The sequence below is a fragment of the uncultured Chloroflexus sp. genome (assembly GCF_937129525.1).
GTDB lineage: Bacteria > Chloroflexota > Chloroflexia > Chloroflexales > Chloroflexaceae > Chloroflexus.
Window position 1 is genome coordinate 1 of the sequence record NZ_CAKZNK010000109.1, and the last position, 17,511, is coordinate 17,511.

13 protein-coding genes are annotated in these 17,511 nt (G+C 52.3%); 10 read left to right on the top strand and 3 right to left on the bottom strand.

The genetic code is table 11. From position 1 onward, the window contains the following. The 6 genes from Q0650_RS14115 to Q0650_RS14140 form a co-directional block, all read left to right on the top strand. A partial coding sequence (locus Q0650_RS14115) for an STAS domain-containing protein (RefSeq protein ID WP_298820027.1) occupies positions 1-865 on the top strand: 865 nt, incomplete at its 5' end. Positions 866-1,390: 525 nt separating this feature from the next. Next, entirely contained in the window at positions 1,391-3,436 is a 2,046-nt protein-coding gene (locus tag Q0650_RS14120; RefSeq protein ID WP_298820029.1) for a S8 family serine peptidase, read from the top strand. 363 nt (positions 3,437-3,799) lie between these two features. Then, positions 3,800-4,534, top strand: a complete 735-nt coding sequence (locus Q0650_RS14125) for a ferritin-like domain-containing protein (RefSeq protein WP_298820031.1) — start codon at positions 3,800-3,802, stop codon at positions 4,532-4,534. 141 nt (positions 4,535-4,675) lie between these two features. Beyond that, entirely contained in the window at positions 4,676-5,269 is a 594-nt protein-coding gene (locus tag Q0650_RS14130) for a sigma-70 family RNA polymerase sigma factor (RefSeq protein ID WP_298820033.1), read from the top strand. Position 5,270: 1 nt separating this feature from the next. Beyond that, entirely contained in the window at positions 5,271-6,053 is a 783-nt protein-coding gene (locus Q0650_RS14135; RefSeq protein ID WP_298820035.1) for an anti-sigma factor, read from the top strand. Positions 6,054-6,602: 549 nt separating this feature from the next. Beyond that, on the top strand, positions 6,603-7,229 hold the full coding sequence (locus Q0650_RS14140) for an FmdE family protein (protein WP_298820037.1): 627 nt from the start codon (positions 6,603-6,605) through the stop codon (positions 7,227-7,229). A 54-nt stretch (positions 7,230-7,283) separates the two neighbouring features. Here the strand turns inward: Q0650_RS14140 and Q0650_RS14145 are convergent, their stop codons facing one another. Further along, positions 7,284-7,802, bottom strand: coding sequence for a hypothetical protein (locus Q0650_RS14145; RefSeq protein ID WP_298820039.1), 519 nt, complete (start codon positions 7,800-7,802; stop codon positions 7,284-7,286). 11 nt (positions 7,803-7,813) lie between these two features. Beyond that, positions 7,814-10,837 carry a GAF domain-containing protein gene (locus Q0650_RS14150; RefSeq protein WP_298820041.1) on the bottom strand — a complete coding sequence of 1,008 codons (3,024 nt, stop codon included), beginning with the start codon at positions 10,835-10,837 and terminating at the stop codon, positions 7,814-7,816. 161 nt (positions 10,838-10,998) lie between these two features. On the opposite strand from Q0650_RS14150, the gene Q0650_RS14155 reads away from it, so the two are divergent. After that, on the top strand, positions 10,999-11,376 hold the full coding sequence (locus Q0650_RS14155) for a single-stranded DNA-binding protein (protein WP_298820043.1): 378 nt from the start codon (positions 10,999-11,001) through the stop codon (positions 11,374-11,376). Between the two features lie 112 nt (positions 11,377-11,488). Here the strand turns inward: Q0650_RS14155 and cysK are convergent, their stop codons facing one another. Further along, positions 11,489-12,418, bottom strand: a complete 930-nt coding sequence (gene cysK / locus Q0650_RS14160) for a cysteine synthase A (RefSeq protein WP_298820045.1) — start codon at positions 12,416-12,418, stop codon at positions 11,489-11,491. Positions 12,419-13,130: 712 nt separating this feature from the next. Between cysK and Q0650_RS14165 the strand changes: the two genes are divergently transcribed. The 3 genes from Q0650_RS14165 (at position 13,131) to Q0650_RS14175 (ending at position 16,437) form a co-directional block, all read left to right on the top strand. Next, on the top strand, positions 13,131-13,694 hold the full coding sequence (locus Q0650_RS14165) for a hypothetical protein (RefSeq protein WP_298820047.1): 564 nt from the start codon (positions 13,131-13,133) through the stop codon (positions 13,692-13,694). A gap of 275 nt (positions 13,695-13,969) precedes the next feature. Continuing rightward, positions 13,970-15,436 (top strand): HEAT repeat domain-containing protein, encoded by a 1,467-nt coding sequence (locus tag Q0650_RS14170; protein WP_298820048.1) that lies wholly within the window; start codon positions 13,970-13,972, stop codon positions 15,434-15,436. Further along, positions 15,436-16,437, top strand: coding sequence for a site-specific DNA-methyltransferase (locus Q0650_RS14175; RefSeq protein ID WP_298820050.1), 1,002 nt, complete (start codon positions 15,436-15,438; stop codon positions 16,435-16,437). The genes Q0650_RS14170 and Q0650_RS14175 overlap by 1 nt, the downstream gene beginning before the upstream one ends. The last annotated feature ends 1,074 nt before the right edge of the window (positions 16,438-17,511 follow it).

Here is a 17,511-nt window from a genome sequence, read left to right on the forward strand (position 1 = left end):
CTCTGCGCTGGCATTGCGGGATCGCGACGGCAATCTGACCGGCTATGCTTCGATAAATCGCGACATGACTCAACAGTTGCGCGCCGAAGCCGAGTTGCGTTTCAGCGAGCAGCGGAATCGGGCGTTGCTTGAGGCAATGCCCGATCTGATGTTTGTGCTGAGCCAGGATGGCGTCTTTCTGGATTACAAACCCGATCGGAGTGGCACGCTGATCATGCCGCCTGAAGCGTTTCTCGGTCGCAAGGTTGCCGAGGTTTTGCCGCCATCTCTGGCTGCGCAGGTGCTGCATCACCTCGAACTACTTCGGCAGACAGGTGAACTCCAGCAGTTCGATTATCAAATTGTCGTGGATGGCCGCGAAGAGGCGTATGAGGCGCGCATGGTGGCGAGCAATGCAGAGGTATTGGTGCTTTCGCGCAACGTAACCGAGCAGCGACAGGCTGAACGCGAGCGCAATGCCATGCAGGAACAGATTATTGCTGCCCAACAAGCGACTCTGCGCGAGTTGAGCACGCCGCTAATGCCGATTGCCAATGGTGTGGTAGTGATGCCACTTATCGGCGCAATCGATACGGCGCGGGCGCAGCATATCATGGAGACATTGCTCAATGGAATTGCCGAACACCGGGCCAGAGAGGCAATTATTGACATTACCGGCGTGAAAGTGGTTGATACGCAGGTTGCCGGGGCGCTGATCCGGGCCGCTCGAGCGGCCAGCTTGCTGGGAGCGCAGGTAATCTTGACCGGGATTAGTCCGGAGATCGCGCAGACGCTGGTGTATATTGGGGCCGAATTGCGCGACATGACAACCAAAGCCACCCTTCAAGAAGGGATTAACTACGCATTGCGCACCGTTCGCTTTTGATGAGACGTTCCGGCAACACTTGTTTCTGCGCGTGAGAAGGCTGGAACTGAATAGCCGGCAGCCAGTCTATGCCTGATTTACATGCATCGGTTGGCGCGCAGATCAAGAAGCGCCGTGATCAAGTCCTGAACTGGTTTTACCTGTTTCAGAACACTTCCGATGGTTCTGGCGTCATCCTGCCACTTTCCCAATCGGTTTGAAACAATCTCAAGCGTGGGTCATCGGCTTTAGCAGACAGTAGATTGCCGGTGTGATTTTGTTGCCTCAGGCGAGGGTCATTTGCTGTGATCGCTCATCCGGTCATGGCTCGTGAGTCGTTGTAATGTTTCTGTTGCGCGTGTTCATTACTATCGAGGGTGTAGGAGGAATCTCCTCTCGATATTGACGATACCGGGAACTTGTGCTTGTCGGTTGTCGTTGAACGCACTTTCATCGGGTTGATAGCAGGCAGAATCACGCTGGTGGAGGCGCCAGGAGCAAAAGGGATCATCGAGCAGATTCGCATTGTAAAGCTGGAGGGAAGGTATGTCCAGGCAAAGCTGGTCGCCGGTATCTGTCCTGTTGATCGTCTGTCTGCTAATTGTCACTGTGCCGGCCATCTTGTTCGGTGCGCCATCCGGTTTACCGATCAGATTGCGCTCACGCCAGTTTATCCCTCCTGTCGGTTTTTCGGCCAGAGAGCGGTTCCTGTTGACAGCTCAGGCCGCGTCGCTCACCGACGATCGGATTCACGTGTTGATACAGTTTGAACGCCATCCAACCGATCGACAACGAAACCAACTGGCGCAATTGGGCATGACGCTCTTGTCGTATGTGCCTGATCATGCGTGGTATGCATCGATCCCGCGAGCCTGGTTGGATCGGTCAGCTCTACCGGCAGAAATGCGCTCGATTATCGCTATCCAGCCGAATGATAAGTTGTCGCCGCGTTTGCTTCGCTTCCTTGATCAACGTCCGCTCCCGGTGTTGGTGGCAACCTACGCTGACGTTCGGCTGACTGTTGTGACAGATGCGGTGCAGTCAGTTGGCGGAGTGGTTGAGAAGGAAGTGCCTGAGCGTAACTACCTGCTGGCCTTGCTCCCGGATGCGACTGCACTGCGCGCGTTGACGCAGCTCGACTCGATCTTCTGGCTTGATGCCTGGCCGGGGCCGTTTGAGCAGAAGAACGACGGTGGCCGACAGGCAACCAAAACCGATCAGGTTCATGCAGCCGGTTTGCATGGAAATCCGGCGACTGCGCCGGGGAGTATCGTGATTGGGGTGTGGGATTGTGGCTGGGTGGAAGCGAATCATCCCGGTTTTGCCGGTCGACTCACCATTGGCGATCTTGCCTCAACCAGCAATGGATGCGGCGGAGCTGCCGGAACTAACGATCACGCAACCCATGTTGCTGGAACTGCTGCCGGGAGTGGCTCAGGCAGTCCGACCGGTCGCGATCTGCGCGGTCACGCTGATCAGGCAACTGTCCTGTCATATGATGTCGATGAATCTGCGCAAGAGGTAATTCAGGCTATTCAGACTTACAACCTTGATATTGCACAGAATTCTTGGGGGCCTGATCCCGGCAACTGTGATCTGACAGTACTCGGCGTCTACGATGAGACCGCAGCAGCATATGATGCGCTGGTATACGGGAATTTCTCGGAAACGATCACCAGACCGGTGCAAGTTGTTTTCGCCAATGGAAACGAACAATCGTACTGTCCTGATGGATGGCGTACCGCGAGTGGTGGCGCCATGGGCAAGAATGTTATTGCGGTAGGAGCAACCAATTCAGACGACAAATCGATGACCAATTTTAGTTCATTCGGCCCCACCGAAGATGGGAGAGTCAACCCAACCATAGTGGCGCCGGGGTGTGAAGCCGGTGGTGAGCAGGCGATCTGGTCTACCCTGCCCGGCCAAACCTATGGTGGCGATTCATGGTGTGGCACATCGATGGCCGCGCCGGCGGTGTCGGGGATTCTGGGGCTGATGCTCGAAGCGTATAATGGAACCTACAACACTGATCCTTTGCCGGCTACATTGCGCGCCGTTCTCATTCATACGGCAGAAGATCTGGGCAATCCCGGTCCAGATTACCGGTTTGGCTATGGTCACGTTGATGCGCTGGCAGCCGTTCGCCTCATTACCGCAACGGCAAGTCCTGCTCAGTCGGCATATATCAAGGTCGAGTCAATTGTCAATGGCGAAACGAAAACGTACTCGCTCACTCACAGCGGTGGTCCGCTGAAATGCACTCTGGCCTGGGATGATGTGCCGGCTACCATTTCGGCCAGTTCAACGCTGATCAACAATCTCGATCTGGCGCTGGTCGCTCCAGACAGTACAACCTATCAGCCGTGGGTGCTCGACAAGACGAGTCCGGCTGCGCCAGCAACGACCGGGACGAATAATGTGGACACGATTGAGCAGGTTGTGATTGCGGATGCGATAAGTGGAACCTGGACAGTACAGGTTTCAGGAACGAGCGTGCCACAAGCGCCGCAGACCTATGCGCTGGTTTGTCCCTTCCTGCCTGTAATGGCGACCGATGAGGCCACGGTGTTTATCCCGATCATAACCCGGTGAATAGCGTCATGACCGGTGTAACGGGTTCAGGTAGCGTGCCACTGTTCACATCATTTGAGACGCGCTGTTCGATCCGGGTTTCCGGTAGAGGGGAGGTTTGGGGTAAGGCGATCTGGAACGAAATGACATTGAGCTTGCCCCTGGCATATACAATACGGAGTGTCCGGATATGCGCTCGAATACAGGCTGGACGCGCGAGAACCTGCGGTTGAGAAAGTATTATCGCCTGAAACCGGTCTTCCGTCTCATTTCGTTCAAATCATTTGCGATCGGAGAGATCCAAAGGCCGTTCGACGTTCGCATAGATAGGTGAGGACGCATGCGAGGGTATGCGCCGGGACGAATATGAGATGAGGAGGAAGTGTGACTACCAAACAACGTACATCAGGCACCTTCTCGCGTCGGGGTCTGCTGAAAGGCGCAGTTGGTCTGGGTGGTGGACTAATGATGGCGAGTTTTGCCAACCTTTTCGGAATCGAGTCGGCTGCGGCAGACCATGATCGAAAGGATGATCCGCAACTGATTCTCAATCTGGCTGCCACGGCAGAAACGTTGGCGACAACGTTTTACTACGCCGCTCTAACGGCGGCCAAATTCAAGCTCGATGACGAAGATATTCTCTACCTCAAGCTGGCGTTGGATGCCGAGAAATACCATCTCGATTTCCTGGTAGCCAATGGTGGACGGGCGTTGACCAATCAATTCTACGTGCCGGCCAATCTGCTAACCGATCCGGCACTCTTTGTCAAAGTGGGCGCGGACGCAGAAACGGCTTTTGTGGGCGCCTACCTTGCCGCCACCCGCCGCTTTGCCGAACTCGGCGCCGATCGGCTGGCCGGCACCACTGCCCAGCATGCGTGCAGTGAAGCGCAGCACCTTGCCCTGGTGCGCGAGATTGGCGGTTTCGCGCCGAATAATTTGCCGTTGCCATTGCCGATTTACTACAATGTTTCTGATGCGGTGCCGACGCTGGCGCCATTCTTGCAGGGTGGAATGGGATTCATCGGGCCGGTAACAGCGCCAAGCGCAGCGCAGATCATGGCAGCGCTGGGTGGGGTGAAGTCTGATCGCACTGAACCGTATACCAATGTCTTTTAACCTCGGTCGAATGTTATGACCGGGCCTGTCAGGTAGATACGCCTGACAGGCTTATTTGCGTGATGTGTGATGGATGAAGCAGGTATTCCTGTATAATACAATTCGCTCGTGATTGAGATCAGGCAAAAGGTTTGGCTTCCAATGGCATCCGAACAGCCTCATCGTTCCGGCTTACGCGATCTTGCCGATGATCTGCTCATCGATCTGATAGTGCAGCGCGAAGAGGCAGCGCTCGGTGAGTTGTATGACCGCTATGCTGCGCTGGTCTACGCGATTGCGCTGCGGGTGACTGCCGATCGACAGACTGCCGAAGAGGTGATGCAAGATGTCTTCCAAAATATCTGGCAAACCGCCGGTGGATTTCGCCGTCAGTCAGGCGCAGTCAGCGGTTGGATTATCGGTATTACCCGTCATCGCGCTATCGATGCGCTGCGCAGCAAACGAGAGCGAGGACGGAGTCGTGAGGTGACGGGTATTGATGTGAGCGCAATGCCGCCTGCGGCTACAAAAATAGACGATGATCTTGAGCAGCGCGCATTGCAAGAAACTGTGCGCGCCGCGTTGGCCGATCTTCCGCAGGCGCAACGGCAGGCGATAGAAATGGCATATTACGGTGGTTTGACCCAGATGGAAATTGCCAAACGATTAGGCGAACCGATTGGCACGATCAAGACTAGAATCCGGCTGGGTTTAACCCGACTGCGTGATGTCTTGCGAACACTGGTGGAGCAATGATATGGGCTCTTCTCGAGAGCATCCTGATGACATAACTGAATTGCTGGCAGCCTATGCGCTCGATGCGCTCGATTCGACAGAGCGCGCGCGCGTGCAACATTTGTTAATGGAACAACCAGAACTTCAGCAGACACTGGCCGAGCTACGGTTGGCTGCCGATCTCTTGCCGCAGGCGCTCGAACGTCCATCGTTGCCGCCAGAACTGCGGCAGCGTACCCTGGATTACGCCGTCGGTCGTAGCCCGACAGTTCGCAGGTCGTTTGCCGGTTCACCGGGGAAGCGCTTGTGGTCGTGGCTGGAAGCAAAAAACATTCTGGTTGTGACCCTTGGCGTGCTCTTACTGATTGCCGTCGGCGTCATCAACGGATTCAATACGGAATTAAACGTCGTTCGTCAACAGCGCGATCAGGCTCTTTCCCAGGTCGCTACTGCCCAGATTGCTGCGCAACAACTGGCAGTCTTGCTGACCGCTTCGGCCCCGCTGGCGACGCTTACCGGCGAGTTGGGGCAGGGCGTGGTGGTGCGGGATGAAGCAGGTGATCTGGTTGTGATTGCCACGTTACCCTCTCTGCCGGCGAGTCAGGTGTACCAGCTCTGGTTGATTGAAGGCGCGGCTGCGCCGACGAGCGGTGGCATTTTCACCGTTGACGCGAATGGCTATGGAATAGTCCGTCTACCCGGTCTGTTGCCGCAAAGCGGGACAACATTCGCTATTACCGCCGAACCGGCCCCCGGAAGTCCGGCGCCAACCGGTAGCATTCTGATCAGTGGTCAGGTATCGTGACCCGGATAGCAGCTTTACGGCAAGGCGCGATCCGACACATTACGGCACCGGATTGCGAGATCCGATGCCCGGCAGACCGGCATGGTGGTTGGAAGAAATTAAGGCTCACTGGCCTGAGACAATGCCTTCTAAAGCGGTCCGGTCATTCCCGTTGATTGTAGAAACGGGCAAACATCTGGTATCATACAAATGGATTCAGCCGGGTTATTGGTTAGCTACATACCTGGAGCGCACTAAGCGATCTCGCTGGATAGACGCCTGTGGCACTGTTTGCTAAGCAACACGTTTCTACAATCGGGCACATCGCGGAGTCGCAGTTTTGGCGCTGATTGCCTGGTATCAGGCGCTAGAATTGCAATGATGGGTAGCCATCCTGCGCCAGAAGAAACTGGTTTCAGTTCCCACGGCGCATGCAGGCGAGCGTCAGTCGTCTCAGGGTAGTTGTGGTTGAACAGGCAATCAGAGCAAATCAGTGTGATCATTCCCGGTTTTTATCTGATCAAGGCAGCCTCGTGTTGAGGCTTTGCTAACTCTCCAGGGAGGATGTCTGTGTCGGTTGATGAATTGGTCGATACGACCACGTCCCAGTGGTTGGTGGCGACTGAACCGCTTGCCGGCTTCTTGCGTCAATCGGCAGCGATGCATCGTCACCTCTGCCCGCGACAGGTGTTAGGGGCGCGGATGGGAATGTATGCCGGAGAATTGCTCGGTCTGACACTACCTCAGACTACTACCAAGCGTTTGTACGTTTTCGTGGAAACCGACGGTTGCTTTGCCGATGGCGTCAGTGTGGCAACCGGGTGCTGGCTGGGCCGGCGGACGATGCGGCTGGTCGATGAAGGGAAGGTCGCTGCTACCTTCGTTGACATTCAGACCGGTCAGGCCTGGCGGATTGCGCCCCGCGCCGATGTACGCGAGCTAGCTCGTCGCCACGCTCCTAACGAACGCAGCCGCTGGCATTCCTACCTGGTTGCCTATCAACGGATGCCAGTAACTGAACTCCTTATTGCGCGGCCAGTTACTCTCAACCTCGATCTAAAAGCGATCATTAGCCGAAATGGTTTACGCGCTATTTGTGCCGGGTGTGGCGAAGAGATTATCAATGCCCGTGAGGTGATGCGCGACGGCCAGCCATTCTGCCGCGCATGTGCCGGCGAGCGATATTATCTTGGGTAGACAGAAGCATGACCCTGAAGATTGCCGCTAAGCTGTGCTGCGCGAATAATTGAGTCAACTGGCGCGCCATACCAGCAATGTACGCCAGTAGAGAAGTGTCGCGGCTATTCGCTCGTTGAGGGTCAGCGGTGGCTCGCCGGTCAGCGGAGCGACGGCAAATCCCATGGTTTGTGCCTGTCGCACCAGGGTGAGGCGGTGAGATGGTGGCGCTGCAATAATCAGGCGTCGATGGCCGGCGGTGTTGACGGTAGACAGCAAAGCGTATGGATCGGCCAGCACGCGCAGCCGTTCGGGTGGAACGCCGCGGTGGGTTATATCAGTGGCCACCAGTTCAGCATGCGAACCGGCCAGATATGCGAGTGGCGCTACGCCGGTATTGATCAGATCGGTCAGTTGGACACTCATTTCCACGTCAAGCGGCGCGGTAGCAGCCACAATTATCGCATCGGCGCTCAATGTCGGCGGTTGGGGGAGGGGTTCGGCTACGGCCCACAATGTCAGGCCGGTGAGCAAGATCAGGCCGATCAGCAGCCAGCGTAAGGCATAGCGAAACGATTGCCACCAGAAGCGCATAAGAGTCACTCTCATTGATTCGGTGCCGGAAATAAACTACTCATCAATGTCAACACTTGCTGGATTGTAAATGGCTTGGGCAGGATCGAATCAACGCCGCGTGTCCGCGCTTCGGCCAGCTCGATCTGATCACTCCAACCTGTTACCAGCACAATGCGCGTGGTCGGATCAACTTGTCGGATATGGGCAACCAGCTCCCAGCCGGACATGCCGGGCATTCCCAGGTCAGTGTAGATAATCTGATAGCAACCGGGGGATAGTTGCGCCAGCGCCTCTTCACCTGAGACAGCTTCATCAACGCTATGACCAGCGCGTTTCAAGATGCGAGCCAGCACCTTGCGTACCGCTTCCTCATCATCAACAACCAGGATTCGCATGCGAGGCACAGGCAGAGCGAGCGCGGCTGGCTGTTCTTCTATTGGCGGCTGACCTATCGGTAACCAGATGTAAAAGGTACTACCCCGACCAGGTTCACTTTCCAGTGTAATCTTCCCTCCGTGTTGTTGCGCAATACCACGAGCGATGGCCAGTCCCATTCCGGTTCCTCGCGCGCCCTTTGTGGAAAAAAAGGGGGCAAAGATCCGTTCGTGTAGTGATGGATCAATCCCAATACCGGTATCTTGAATCGACAGCATCACGGCAGCCTCTCCCAACAGGTTAGACGGCGCCAATGCAGTGCGCAGGGTAATTGTACCGCCATCTGGCATGGCATCAATTGCATTCAACACCAGATTGATGACCAGTTCACGCAGCGCAGGCGCATTACCGGCGATAATCGGCAGCGGCGCTAACTCGGTGCGCACATTGATCATGATCCCACGACTTTGCGCTTCATCGCGCCAGCGCGGTCGAGTAAGTGCCAGACTCTCCTCGACGACCTGGTTCAAATCAACAGCGCTATTCGGGGTCGATTGACTGGTCTGAGCAAAGCCTTGCAGTCGCCTGACCGTAGCTGCACCGTCGAGCGCTGCCAGTTCGATCGCGCGCAACCCTTCGCGCAAGTGTGGATCATCATACTCGGTTAACAATAATTGCACGTGACCGAGAATGCTTGCCAATAGATTGTTGAAATCGTGCGCCACACCGCTTGACAATTCACCGAGCGCGCGAAGGCGATCGCGTTCAATCAACTGCTCGCGCGCGCGTTGCAATTCGCTATCGTGATGAATGTTGGCAATGGTTACACCAATCAGATGGGCCATTGCCATAACCAGATCGAGATCGCTCTGACTAAAGATGCCTTTGATCTCACTTTCAATAATAATGACAGCAAACACCTGGCCATCGACCAAAACCGGCACAATCATCTCAGCCGCCGTTTTCGGCAGGCTTGGATGGTGAACGTAACGTTCATCTCGCGTCACATCGTTGACAATCGCCGGCTGAGCGTGATGAATGACCCATCCACTAATGCCTGATGTAATTGGCAAGGGTGGGAAGATCTGTTGCCAGGGCCGCTGGTGCATCAGATGGCCGCGCGCCGCATGAATAACCAGGTTCTCGCCTTCGATCACGCCAATAAGCACCTGATAGTAGCCAAACGACCGGTGAAGCAACTCGGAAGCTTCGTCGAGCAACTGATCGATCGAACGCAGCGCGCCAATGCGAACACTAAACTGTTGCAACACCTGGAATTGGCGTGCCCGTTCTTGCGCTTCGCGCAACAGGCGAACATTGTTGATTACTACAGCTACCTGCTCACCAAACATTTGAGCCGCGGCAACGTCTTCAGCAGTGAAGGCATCAGGTGTCCATTTGTCGATGGTCAGCACGCCGATAATGGTCTGGTCAACCCGAAGTGGAACGCCGATCCAGGAGCGAATGATGTCACTATCAGGCACTTTTTGCCAGCTCGGCACGGTCTGCACATCGGGATGATACATAGCGCTGCCCAATCGACACAACTCTTTGATGAGCGAACCCGGGCCGGCATAGAGCGTGATCTGATCAAACTGGCTGCGCAGGCCGCGCTGCGCAATCAGGCGGACATACTCTTTATCGTGAACGACGAAGACGCAGGCCGAGTCGAAATGAACAAAGCGGTGCAATTCAGCAAGTATGTGATCGAGCACGCTGGCCTGGTCGATACGAGCATTGGTCAAGGCGACCAGATTACTCAGCGCTTCAGCGCGGGCATGGGCGCGGCGTTCGTAAGCGCGTCGGCGAGCATACATAATCTGACTGGCTGCAAATGTCAACAAATCGGCATCGCCTTTGCCCCAGTAGCGTCCAGACGCATAGACAACAAGCCATGCCGGCAGACCATCGAGGAGTAAATCGGTAATCAGTGCGCCTTCGCTTCGCCAGCGATCAAGCTCGCTCAGCTCGATTGCTCGACCGGTGTGATCGAAAAGCTGGTTGTATGGGGTAGCGTTAATCAAACGTGGTTCGGCTCCCAGCACTGCGGTCAGTTCGTGCAGGATCAATCGTTCGGCCTGATCAGACTCTGCGCTGAACGCCAGAATTCGCTCACGCGCAGTAGCCCGGCGCAGGATTTGAGCAGACGTTGCGTTATCAATCGCAATTGCAGCCAGATCGGCAAAGATCGTCGTAGTCTCGATCACCTCGTGACTAAACGGCGCGGCCAGGCCAAAACGCGCCAGGCTGAGCGCGCCAAAGCAATGTTCACGCGCGGTCAAAGGGATCGCCATAATCACATCGGGGTGGCGATTGAGCATTGGCACGTAGCGTGGATCGTGACGAGGATTGATCAACTGCAAGATTTGACGGTGAGCAACAGTCCAACCCGCAACCCCTTCACCTAACCGTAAACGGAACGTCCGCTCAATCTCAGGAGGATCTTCCAGGCCAAGAATGGCAGCGCATGATAACCATTCACTCTGTTCGTCAAGCAGCCAGATGGTGACGACATCGGCTCCGCTTAATTCGCGCGTGGCGGCGAGAACCTGGCGAAGAACTTCTGGCAGGTCAAGCGAAGAGAGCACAGCCTTGCTGAGCGCAAGGATGGTAGCAGTAGGTGAAGTAACACCTGCTAAGTTTGGCTGTAGATAGTTGGTTTGATCCGGATTTGTCATAATTCTATTATACTCGCTCCCTATCGGTATGAACGGTCTCAATGAATCTGATATGCGCATTCCTGGGGGATCATTTGAAAAAACCGCGCAACTTTTGCTTGTGTGGCGCGGTTTACTTCATGTAAGACGTTTTCGCGGTGAGCGCAGGAAAGGAGCAGAACATGCGCAGCTTTCGGGGAACGATGAATCGAGTGGAGCTGATCGGGCGGCTTGGCAACGATCCTGAGGTGAAGCAGATTGGGAATGGCATTTCGTTTTGCCGGTTTAATCTGGCTACCAATCGGCCCGGCGCTAATGATGACCAGGGCAAACGGACGAGCGAAACCGAATGGACGACGGTAGAAGCATGGGAGCGGTTGGCCGAGATATGTGGCAATTATCTGCAAAAAGGTCGCCGGGTGATGGTGATGGGTAGTTTGCGCACCGACAAATGGCAAGACAATGAAAGCGGACAGACCCGCTTTCGCACTTATGTGCGCGCCGATGAAATTATCTTTCTTGATAGCGGTGGGCGACAAGACGAAGATGGGGAGGAATAGCCTCGCCTGATAGCCTGATGAAGCAAAGACGCAAAGAGAAATGCGACATGGTGTTTGGATTGCTTGCTAGCAACGTTATCGGTTTTCTTTGCGTCTTTGTACTACTTCTTCCCTACTCTTCGGCAAACAAAGGTGTAGAAAGATAACGTTCACCGTTAGAAGGCACGATAAAGACAATCAGCTTGCCGGCATTTTCGGGGCGACGGGCCACCCGGAGCGCGGCAGTCGCGGCTGCCCCGCTGGAAATACCGACCATCAAGCCTTCTTCGCGGGCCAGGCGGCGGGCCATTGCAAAGGCATCTTCGTTGCTCACCTGCTGGATCTCGTCAAGGATGCTGGTATTGAGCACATCGGGAACAAAACCGGCGCCAATCCCTTGAATCTTGTGTGGGCCGGGCTTGCCACCCGATAACACTGGTGAAGCTTCTGGCTCAACGGCCACAATGCGCAGGCTGGGACGGCGTGGCTTCAGCACTTCGCCAATACCGGTCAGGGTACCGCCAGTGCCGACGCCGCCGACAACAATATCGACCTGACCATCGGTATCGCGCCAGATCTCTTCGGCAGTTGTGGCGCGATGAATGGCCGGATTGGCCGGATTCTTGAACTGTTGCGGCATAAAGCTATTGGGAATCTCTGCCAGCAGCTCTTCAGCGCGGGCAATCGCGCCTCGCATACCCTCACTACCCGGCGTCAGCACCAGTTCGGCGCCAAACCCGCGCAGGAGCTTGCGTCGCTCGATACTCATCGTTTCGGGCATGGTCAGGATCAGGCGGTAGCCGCGCGCAGCGGCAACTAACGCCAGCCCGATACCGGTGTTGCCGCTGGTTGGCTCGATAATAACCGTCTCGCCGGGACGGATCAAACCTTCCCGTTCGGCGGCGTCGATCATTGCGAGGCCGATACGGTCTTTAACTGAGCTGGCAGGATTGAAAAATTCAAGCTTGGCGACGACGGTTGCCTGGGTATCGTTGACGCGATTAAGTCGCACCAATGGCGTGTTGCCGATCAATTCGGTAATCGAGTTGTAAATCCGAGCCACGGCATACTCCCTTGTGATTAGTTTCCGATTCTGTCTGTATTGTAAACAGGTCGGTTTGAAATGTCAATTTGTTGTGCAAAAAAGTTAAGTTTTTATCGGAACAGGTCAACTTTTGCGTATCTGTCTGAGTGTTGAAGTGTCGGGGTTGCGCGGAGGGTGGTGGTGCGCGGATCCGGGGCGCAAGGGTGGGGGTATGCGATGGGGGCGTGGGGGCGCGAGGGTGGGGGTGTGCGATGGGGGCGTGGGGTGGGGAATGGGCGTAGGGTATGGGGGCCGGGCGGGGAGCGGGGAAGGTGTTGATGTGGGACGTAGAGGTAAGAGGGTGGGCGTAAGAGTGGGGGGTTGTGGGCGCGTGGGTGATGGGACGTGGGCTGATGAAGGCCGGGGCACACAGGTAAGGAGAGGTGGAGATAGCGAATTGGTTTAGCGCGATTACAACACAGCAGGCTGGCAGCGTGTCGCAGCAGTTTCCGGCATTGTGTAATTGCTCGCGGCTCATTATCTGCTGCTCACGCACCAGTCGATTGATTGTAGGCATGCGGCCTCTCGTGCCGGCCATGACCCCGTGCATTGCAGCGGCTCGCAAAGCCAATAATCTTATACCGTTGCAGAGGTGGTCTTGTGTCCATCTTAACCCCATGCATTGTAGTTGCTCAGACCGTGCTATACTAGGCGACGCAAGGATACCAACCTTACATGGAGGGGACAGGATATGCGCGGTCGCGCAGTGCGTCCGGTCGATCGAGCCGGCGGCGGAGAAGAAGCGATTCGGTTAACAAGGTGCGCGGGTACCTGGCTGGCCGACCCGCCTGACGAGGCTGAACAGGGACGGATTGCGGCGGCAGTGCGCGCTTTGACCGGGCAACGGGCCCTGGCAATTGAATTGCATCGGGATCAGGCCGCGCTCGATGCCTATTGCATCGAATTGTTCCGCGATCCCATGTTTGATCCGCTGCACATTGGCCCGGAGGTGATTCGGCGTATCATTGCCAGGCTTGGCGAACCACCGCTGGCTGATGGAGAGGATACTGCTGCTTTCTCAGCTTATTTGCAGCAAGCAGTGTTGTCTTTTGCGCTCCCCAATCCGCGTCGTTTGCTGGCAGCGCAATTGCGGCGCTATCTGCCGCATTTCACCGAAGCCGGTGATTGGAAGGCTGCCATCGCCATCGACTACAGCGCTTTTCGCACTTCGCTGGGCAATGAAGTGACGCCTTTTCTGGCCCAGATGACCCTGGCCGGGCTGGCCGATTATTACGATGAGTTGCCGGAGGAATGATTAGTATTTAGTATATTGTTTCTTTCTTTGAGTTGCTTTAAGGTTTGTAAATCGAATGATTATGGTAGAATGTCCTAATTGTTCGATCAAATTGTTGTAAAACTGATGTTTGTGTCATAACGCGGGATTATGTTTTTTGTTATTTTAGATAAACCAAAGAATTGTAATAATTCGTTGAATCAAATAGTAATTCTGCATTGAATCGTGTAGTATTGGCGCTAAACATTATTGGGACTCAACGAGAGACTTAGAGACAAAAGAGGTTTGATACTCCGATGAACGCTCGGCGATCTTTTAAATCAGATGAGAGCTTTCTCGAGAAAATCTCAATGGGCGCTGTTGGAGTCCGAAAGGTCTTCGAAGATTTGAAAGAACAGGGTCACTGTCCCCTCGAGTTAGAGCGCGGTTCAATGAGCTTTAAGATCTGGAAGAATATTAAAATTAAACGCATTAGGGTTCCAGATATTTTCTGCATAGATTGTGGTTGTCGCATCGAGTCTAGAGCAAAAACTTCGTTTGAGATCTCGATGTCCCATTCATTATCTGATCCAGAACGTGGTTGGGATTATGGATTAAACGATAATGACTTTGTGGCATTAGTTGTTTGCAAACGAAATGGTGTTAGTCCAATTGATTGGCAAGCTGACGAGAAAGTTCAGTATATCTCTGTTGGTGATCTTCGTTTCGCTCAAAAGAATAATCACGCGATTCTTGTGAAACCAAAAGGAGCGGAAGAAGGTTTCGAGACAAGGATTAGTTGGCCTGCTGTGATAGCAAAATCTGATGGAAAGATCAAGACCATTACAGATGAGATCATTCAATATCAAAGATTTCATGATAACAGAGTGATTACATTGAGTCTGGATAGACAAGGGATTAAGTTGAAACCTTTTGTTCAAGACGGCGATAATATTTCTATACATCAGGTGCTTGCTGCTGTTATTTCTGTTACTAGAAAAATTCCTTGTTCTAGGAAGATGAGTGAAGATAATTACATTGCTCAGCTTTCGAGTCAGTCTCTAAGTGAGCGATACACTGCAGCTAGAGTTTTATCAATGTTTTCATCAGAGAAATCTTTTAAGGCGTTACTCGATCAGATGAATAATGAAGAAGAACATATCTATGTCAGGCTCGAAGCGGCTGCAAGCCTGGCTCGTCATGGCCAAGAAGAAGGCTGGTCATTTATTGAGAAATGTCTCGGGGATAAATATCTCCAAAACCGATTAGAAGCTGTTATTATTTTGGGAGAGATTCAAGTTGACAAATCCTGCCAAATGCTATGCTCTGTGCTGGAAGATAATCAACAACATCCTGAAATTCGAGCTGGAGCGGCTTGGGCGCTTGGGGAATTACATAACAAGTCAGCTCTCAAAACCCTGGTCGATAGTTTTTCGACCATACATGAAAGTGTTCGCAATGAAGCTGCAAAGTCTTTGGCAAAGTTAGCTTTCCATTTTTCTAAAGACCTTCTGAATGATTTCCCGCAAGTTGCTTCAGATAAAAGGCCTGGTATAGCATGGGCGTTAAGCAAATCAGGTGGGTTCGAGCTTGAAGATTTATTGGGAATACTTGTTGATGAAGATACTCGTCATTGGATATCGTATATACTCGGTACGCAAAATCCGGAGATGTATGCTGGCCAGATAGAAAAGTTAAAAGAGCGAGATCCTCATGTATATTTTGCAGTTAATGTTTTGTGGAAAATAATGACAAGCTGGATCTATAGACTGGAGGAATATTGATGAAATCACTTCCAGATCCTCTGTATAGAACTCATCATGGAGTAGCATACGTCGGTGATGCTCTTGAATTGCTTCAAGGTCTTCCCGATGAAAGTATTGATCTTGTGCTTACTTCACCACCCTTTGCTTTGCAGCGCCGAAAGGAGTTTGGTAATGTTGACCAGGATGCATATGTAGATTGGATTTTATCATTCTCTGCTGAAGTAAAACGGGTGCTAAAAAACACAGGTAGTTTTGTGCTCGATCTTGGAGGTGCTTATCGCAAAGGTAGACCTGTCAGATCCCTTTATAATTATCGTGTGCTTATTCGAATGTGTGATGAGCTGGGGTGGAATCTCGCCGAAGAGTTCTTCTGGTTTAACCCGTCTAAGTTGCCTTCGCCCATAGAGTGGGTCAATAAACGCAAGATTCGCGCAAAGGATGCTGTCAATACTGTCTGGTGGTTTTCTAAAATAGATAATCCGAAGGCTGATATTACGAAGGTTTTGACACCCTACTCAGAGCGGATGAAGCTTTTGCTTCAGAATAGCAAAAAGTATTATTCACCGAAGAAGAGGCCATCTGGACATAATATCAGTGATCGGTTTGCTGAAGACAACGGTGGCGCTATTCCTCCAAATCTGCTTCAAGTTCCAAACACAGAGAGTAACTCACAGTACCTTAGGTGCTGTCAGATTGCGGGTATTACTGGCCATCCCGCCAGATTCCCTGAAAAGATCCCTGAATTTTTTATTCGTTTTCTTACCGATGTAGGCGATACAGTTTTAGACATCTTCGCTGGTTCCAATACTACAGGCGCAGTAGCAGAAACGTTGGGACGAAATTGGATTGCATTTGAAATTGATCAGTCGTACCTTGCTGCTTCAGCTTTCCGTTTTATTAATAGGTTTGAGAAGGAAATGGTTAAGTCCTTATATGACAATCTTTCCGCAAGCGGAGCAAGGGGATTTGTTATTCCACAAGAGGTAGTACAGCCATATCTTTTCGAAGAGATGATTTAGTGCAAAGTCGGTAGTAGTGAGGTATATTATCGTCATAAAACTAGTACATAACGCGCTAAATCTTGTCTGCGCCGCGCTATTAGCGTGACTAGGTGAGTGTGCAGGATAAAATAATGAAGAGTGGAGCAATAGTCGATCTCAAATATGATGTTGGCACAACAATTATAACTTGGCTTATTACCAAATATGCTTCAGAAAAAGTATGAAAATTTTGGTTATCTGTACGGATGCCCAGGTGCGTCTTACATTTGCTGTGCAGTTGCAGTAAGTGGCGCCACATATGGGGGTTTGAAAAATGTATGAATAACACGTGAATGAAGACAAGAATATCTTGATGCATTGGATAGTTGTGATAAAAATAAAGAACTTCACGCATAATAAAGTGTAAATTCAAAAACATCAAAAACAACAGCAAATAAAAGTTATTCTTTTGAAAGACATCTTGGGAGATGATAGGTTACACGATAATCTTATTGTTTCAAGCCAAATAGTTGTGGAAAATTTTTATTAAAGGAAATGGTAGACGTTATTTAGATGTAAAGCTGATAATGTTTCTGTAAGAACGGATAGGCTGTCCAAAAACGGTATTGCGCAAGAAGTTCGTAAGAGCCATGGCTAAACGCAAAGCTATTGCATGAAGTTAGCTTAGCATCATTATAATAAGAATTTCTTGCTTTCAAACGAAAAGTATTGTCATAGCTCACGTGAAGATAAATAAAGGATTAGTGTCACAGAAGACGCTATCTACTAACAACATTAATTTCTTGCTTGGAAAAATAAATGATAATGAAGTAAGAATCAAACAAAAAAAGAACCTAATTCAGTAGCGAGAGCGGACTTAATGACATGACAATTATCACAGTGGCACTTGCGCGCGTTGTTTCCAGTCATGATTTCAAAGGTGCTGATATATGTGGTACAATAGTATAGACTCGGATACCTGAAAACGAGACAGATATTTTGGTAAATCCGTTCTACCGTGATGTGTCCCCAAAGCTGCCTCCAGTTGCAACAATCGCAAAATATGGTATAATGCAGCTCCGTCAGGCCCCCATCGTCTAGTGGCCTAGGACA

Excerpts from the sequence above, each read along its gene's own strand:
- Q0650_RS14120 (WP_298820029.1), top strand. The coding sequence starts at position 1,391 with ATGTCCAGGCAAAGCTGGTCGCCGGTATCTGTCCTGTTGATCGTCTGT.
- Q0650_RS14130 (WP_298820033.1), top strand. The coding sequence starts at position 4,676 with ATGGCATCCGAACAGCCTCATCGTTCCGGCTTACGCGATCTTGCCGAT.
- Q0650_RS14135 (WP_298820035.1), top strand. The coding sequence starts at position 5,271 with ATGGGCTCTTCTCGAGAGCATCCTGATGACATAACTGAATTGCTGGCA.
- Q0650_RS14145 (WP_298820039.1), bottom strand. The coding sequence starts at position 7,802 with ATGCGCTTCTGGTGGCAATCGTTTCGCTATGCCTTACGCTGGCTGCTG.
- Q0650_RS14150 (WP_298820041.1), bottom strand. The coding sequence starts at position 10,837 with ATGACAAATCCGGATCAAACCAACTATCTACAGCCAAACTTAGCAGGT.
- Q0650_RS14155 (WP_298820043.1), top strand. The coding sequence starts at position 10,999 with ATGCGCAGCTTTCGGGGAACGATGAATCGAGTGGAGCTGATCGGGCGG.
- Q0650_RS14165 (WP_298820047.1), top strand. The coding sequence starts at position 13,131 with ATGCGCGGTCGCGCAGTGCGTCCGGTCGATCGAGCCGGCGGCGGAGAA.
- Q0650_RS14170 (WP_298820048.1), top strand. The coding sequence starts at position 13,970 with ATGAACGCTCGGCGATCTTTTAAATCAGATGAGAGCTTTCTCGAGAAA.
- Q0650_RS14175 (WP_298820050.1), top strand. The coding sequence starts at position 15,436 with ATGAAATCACTTCCAGATCCTCTGTATAGAACTCATCATGGAGTAGCA.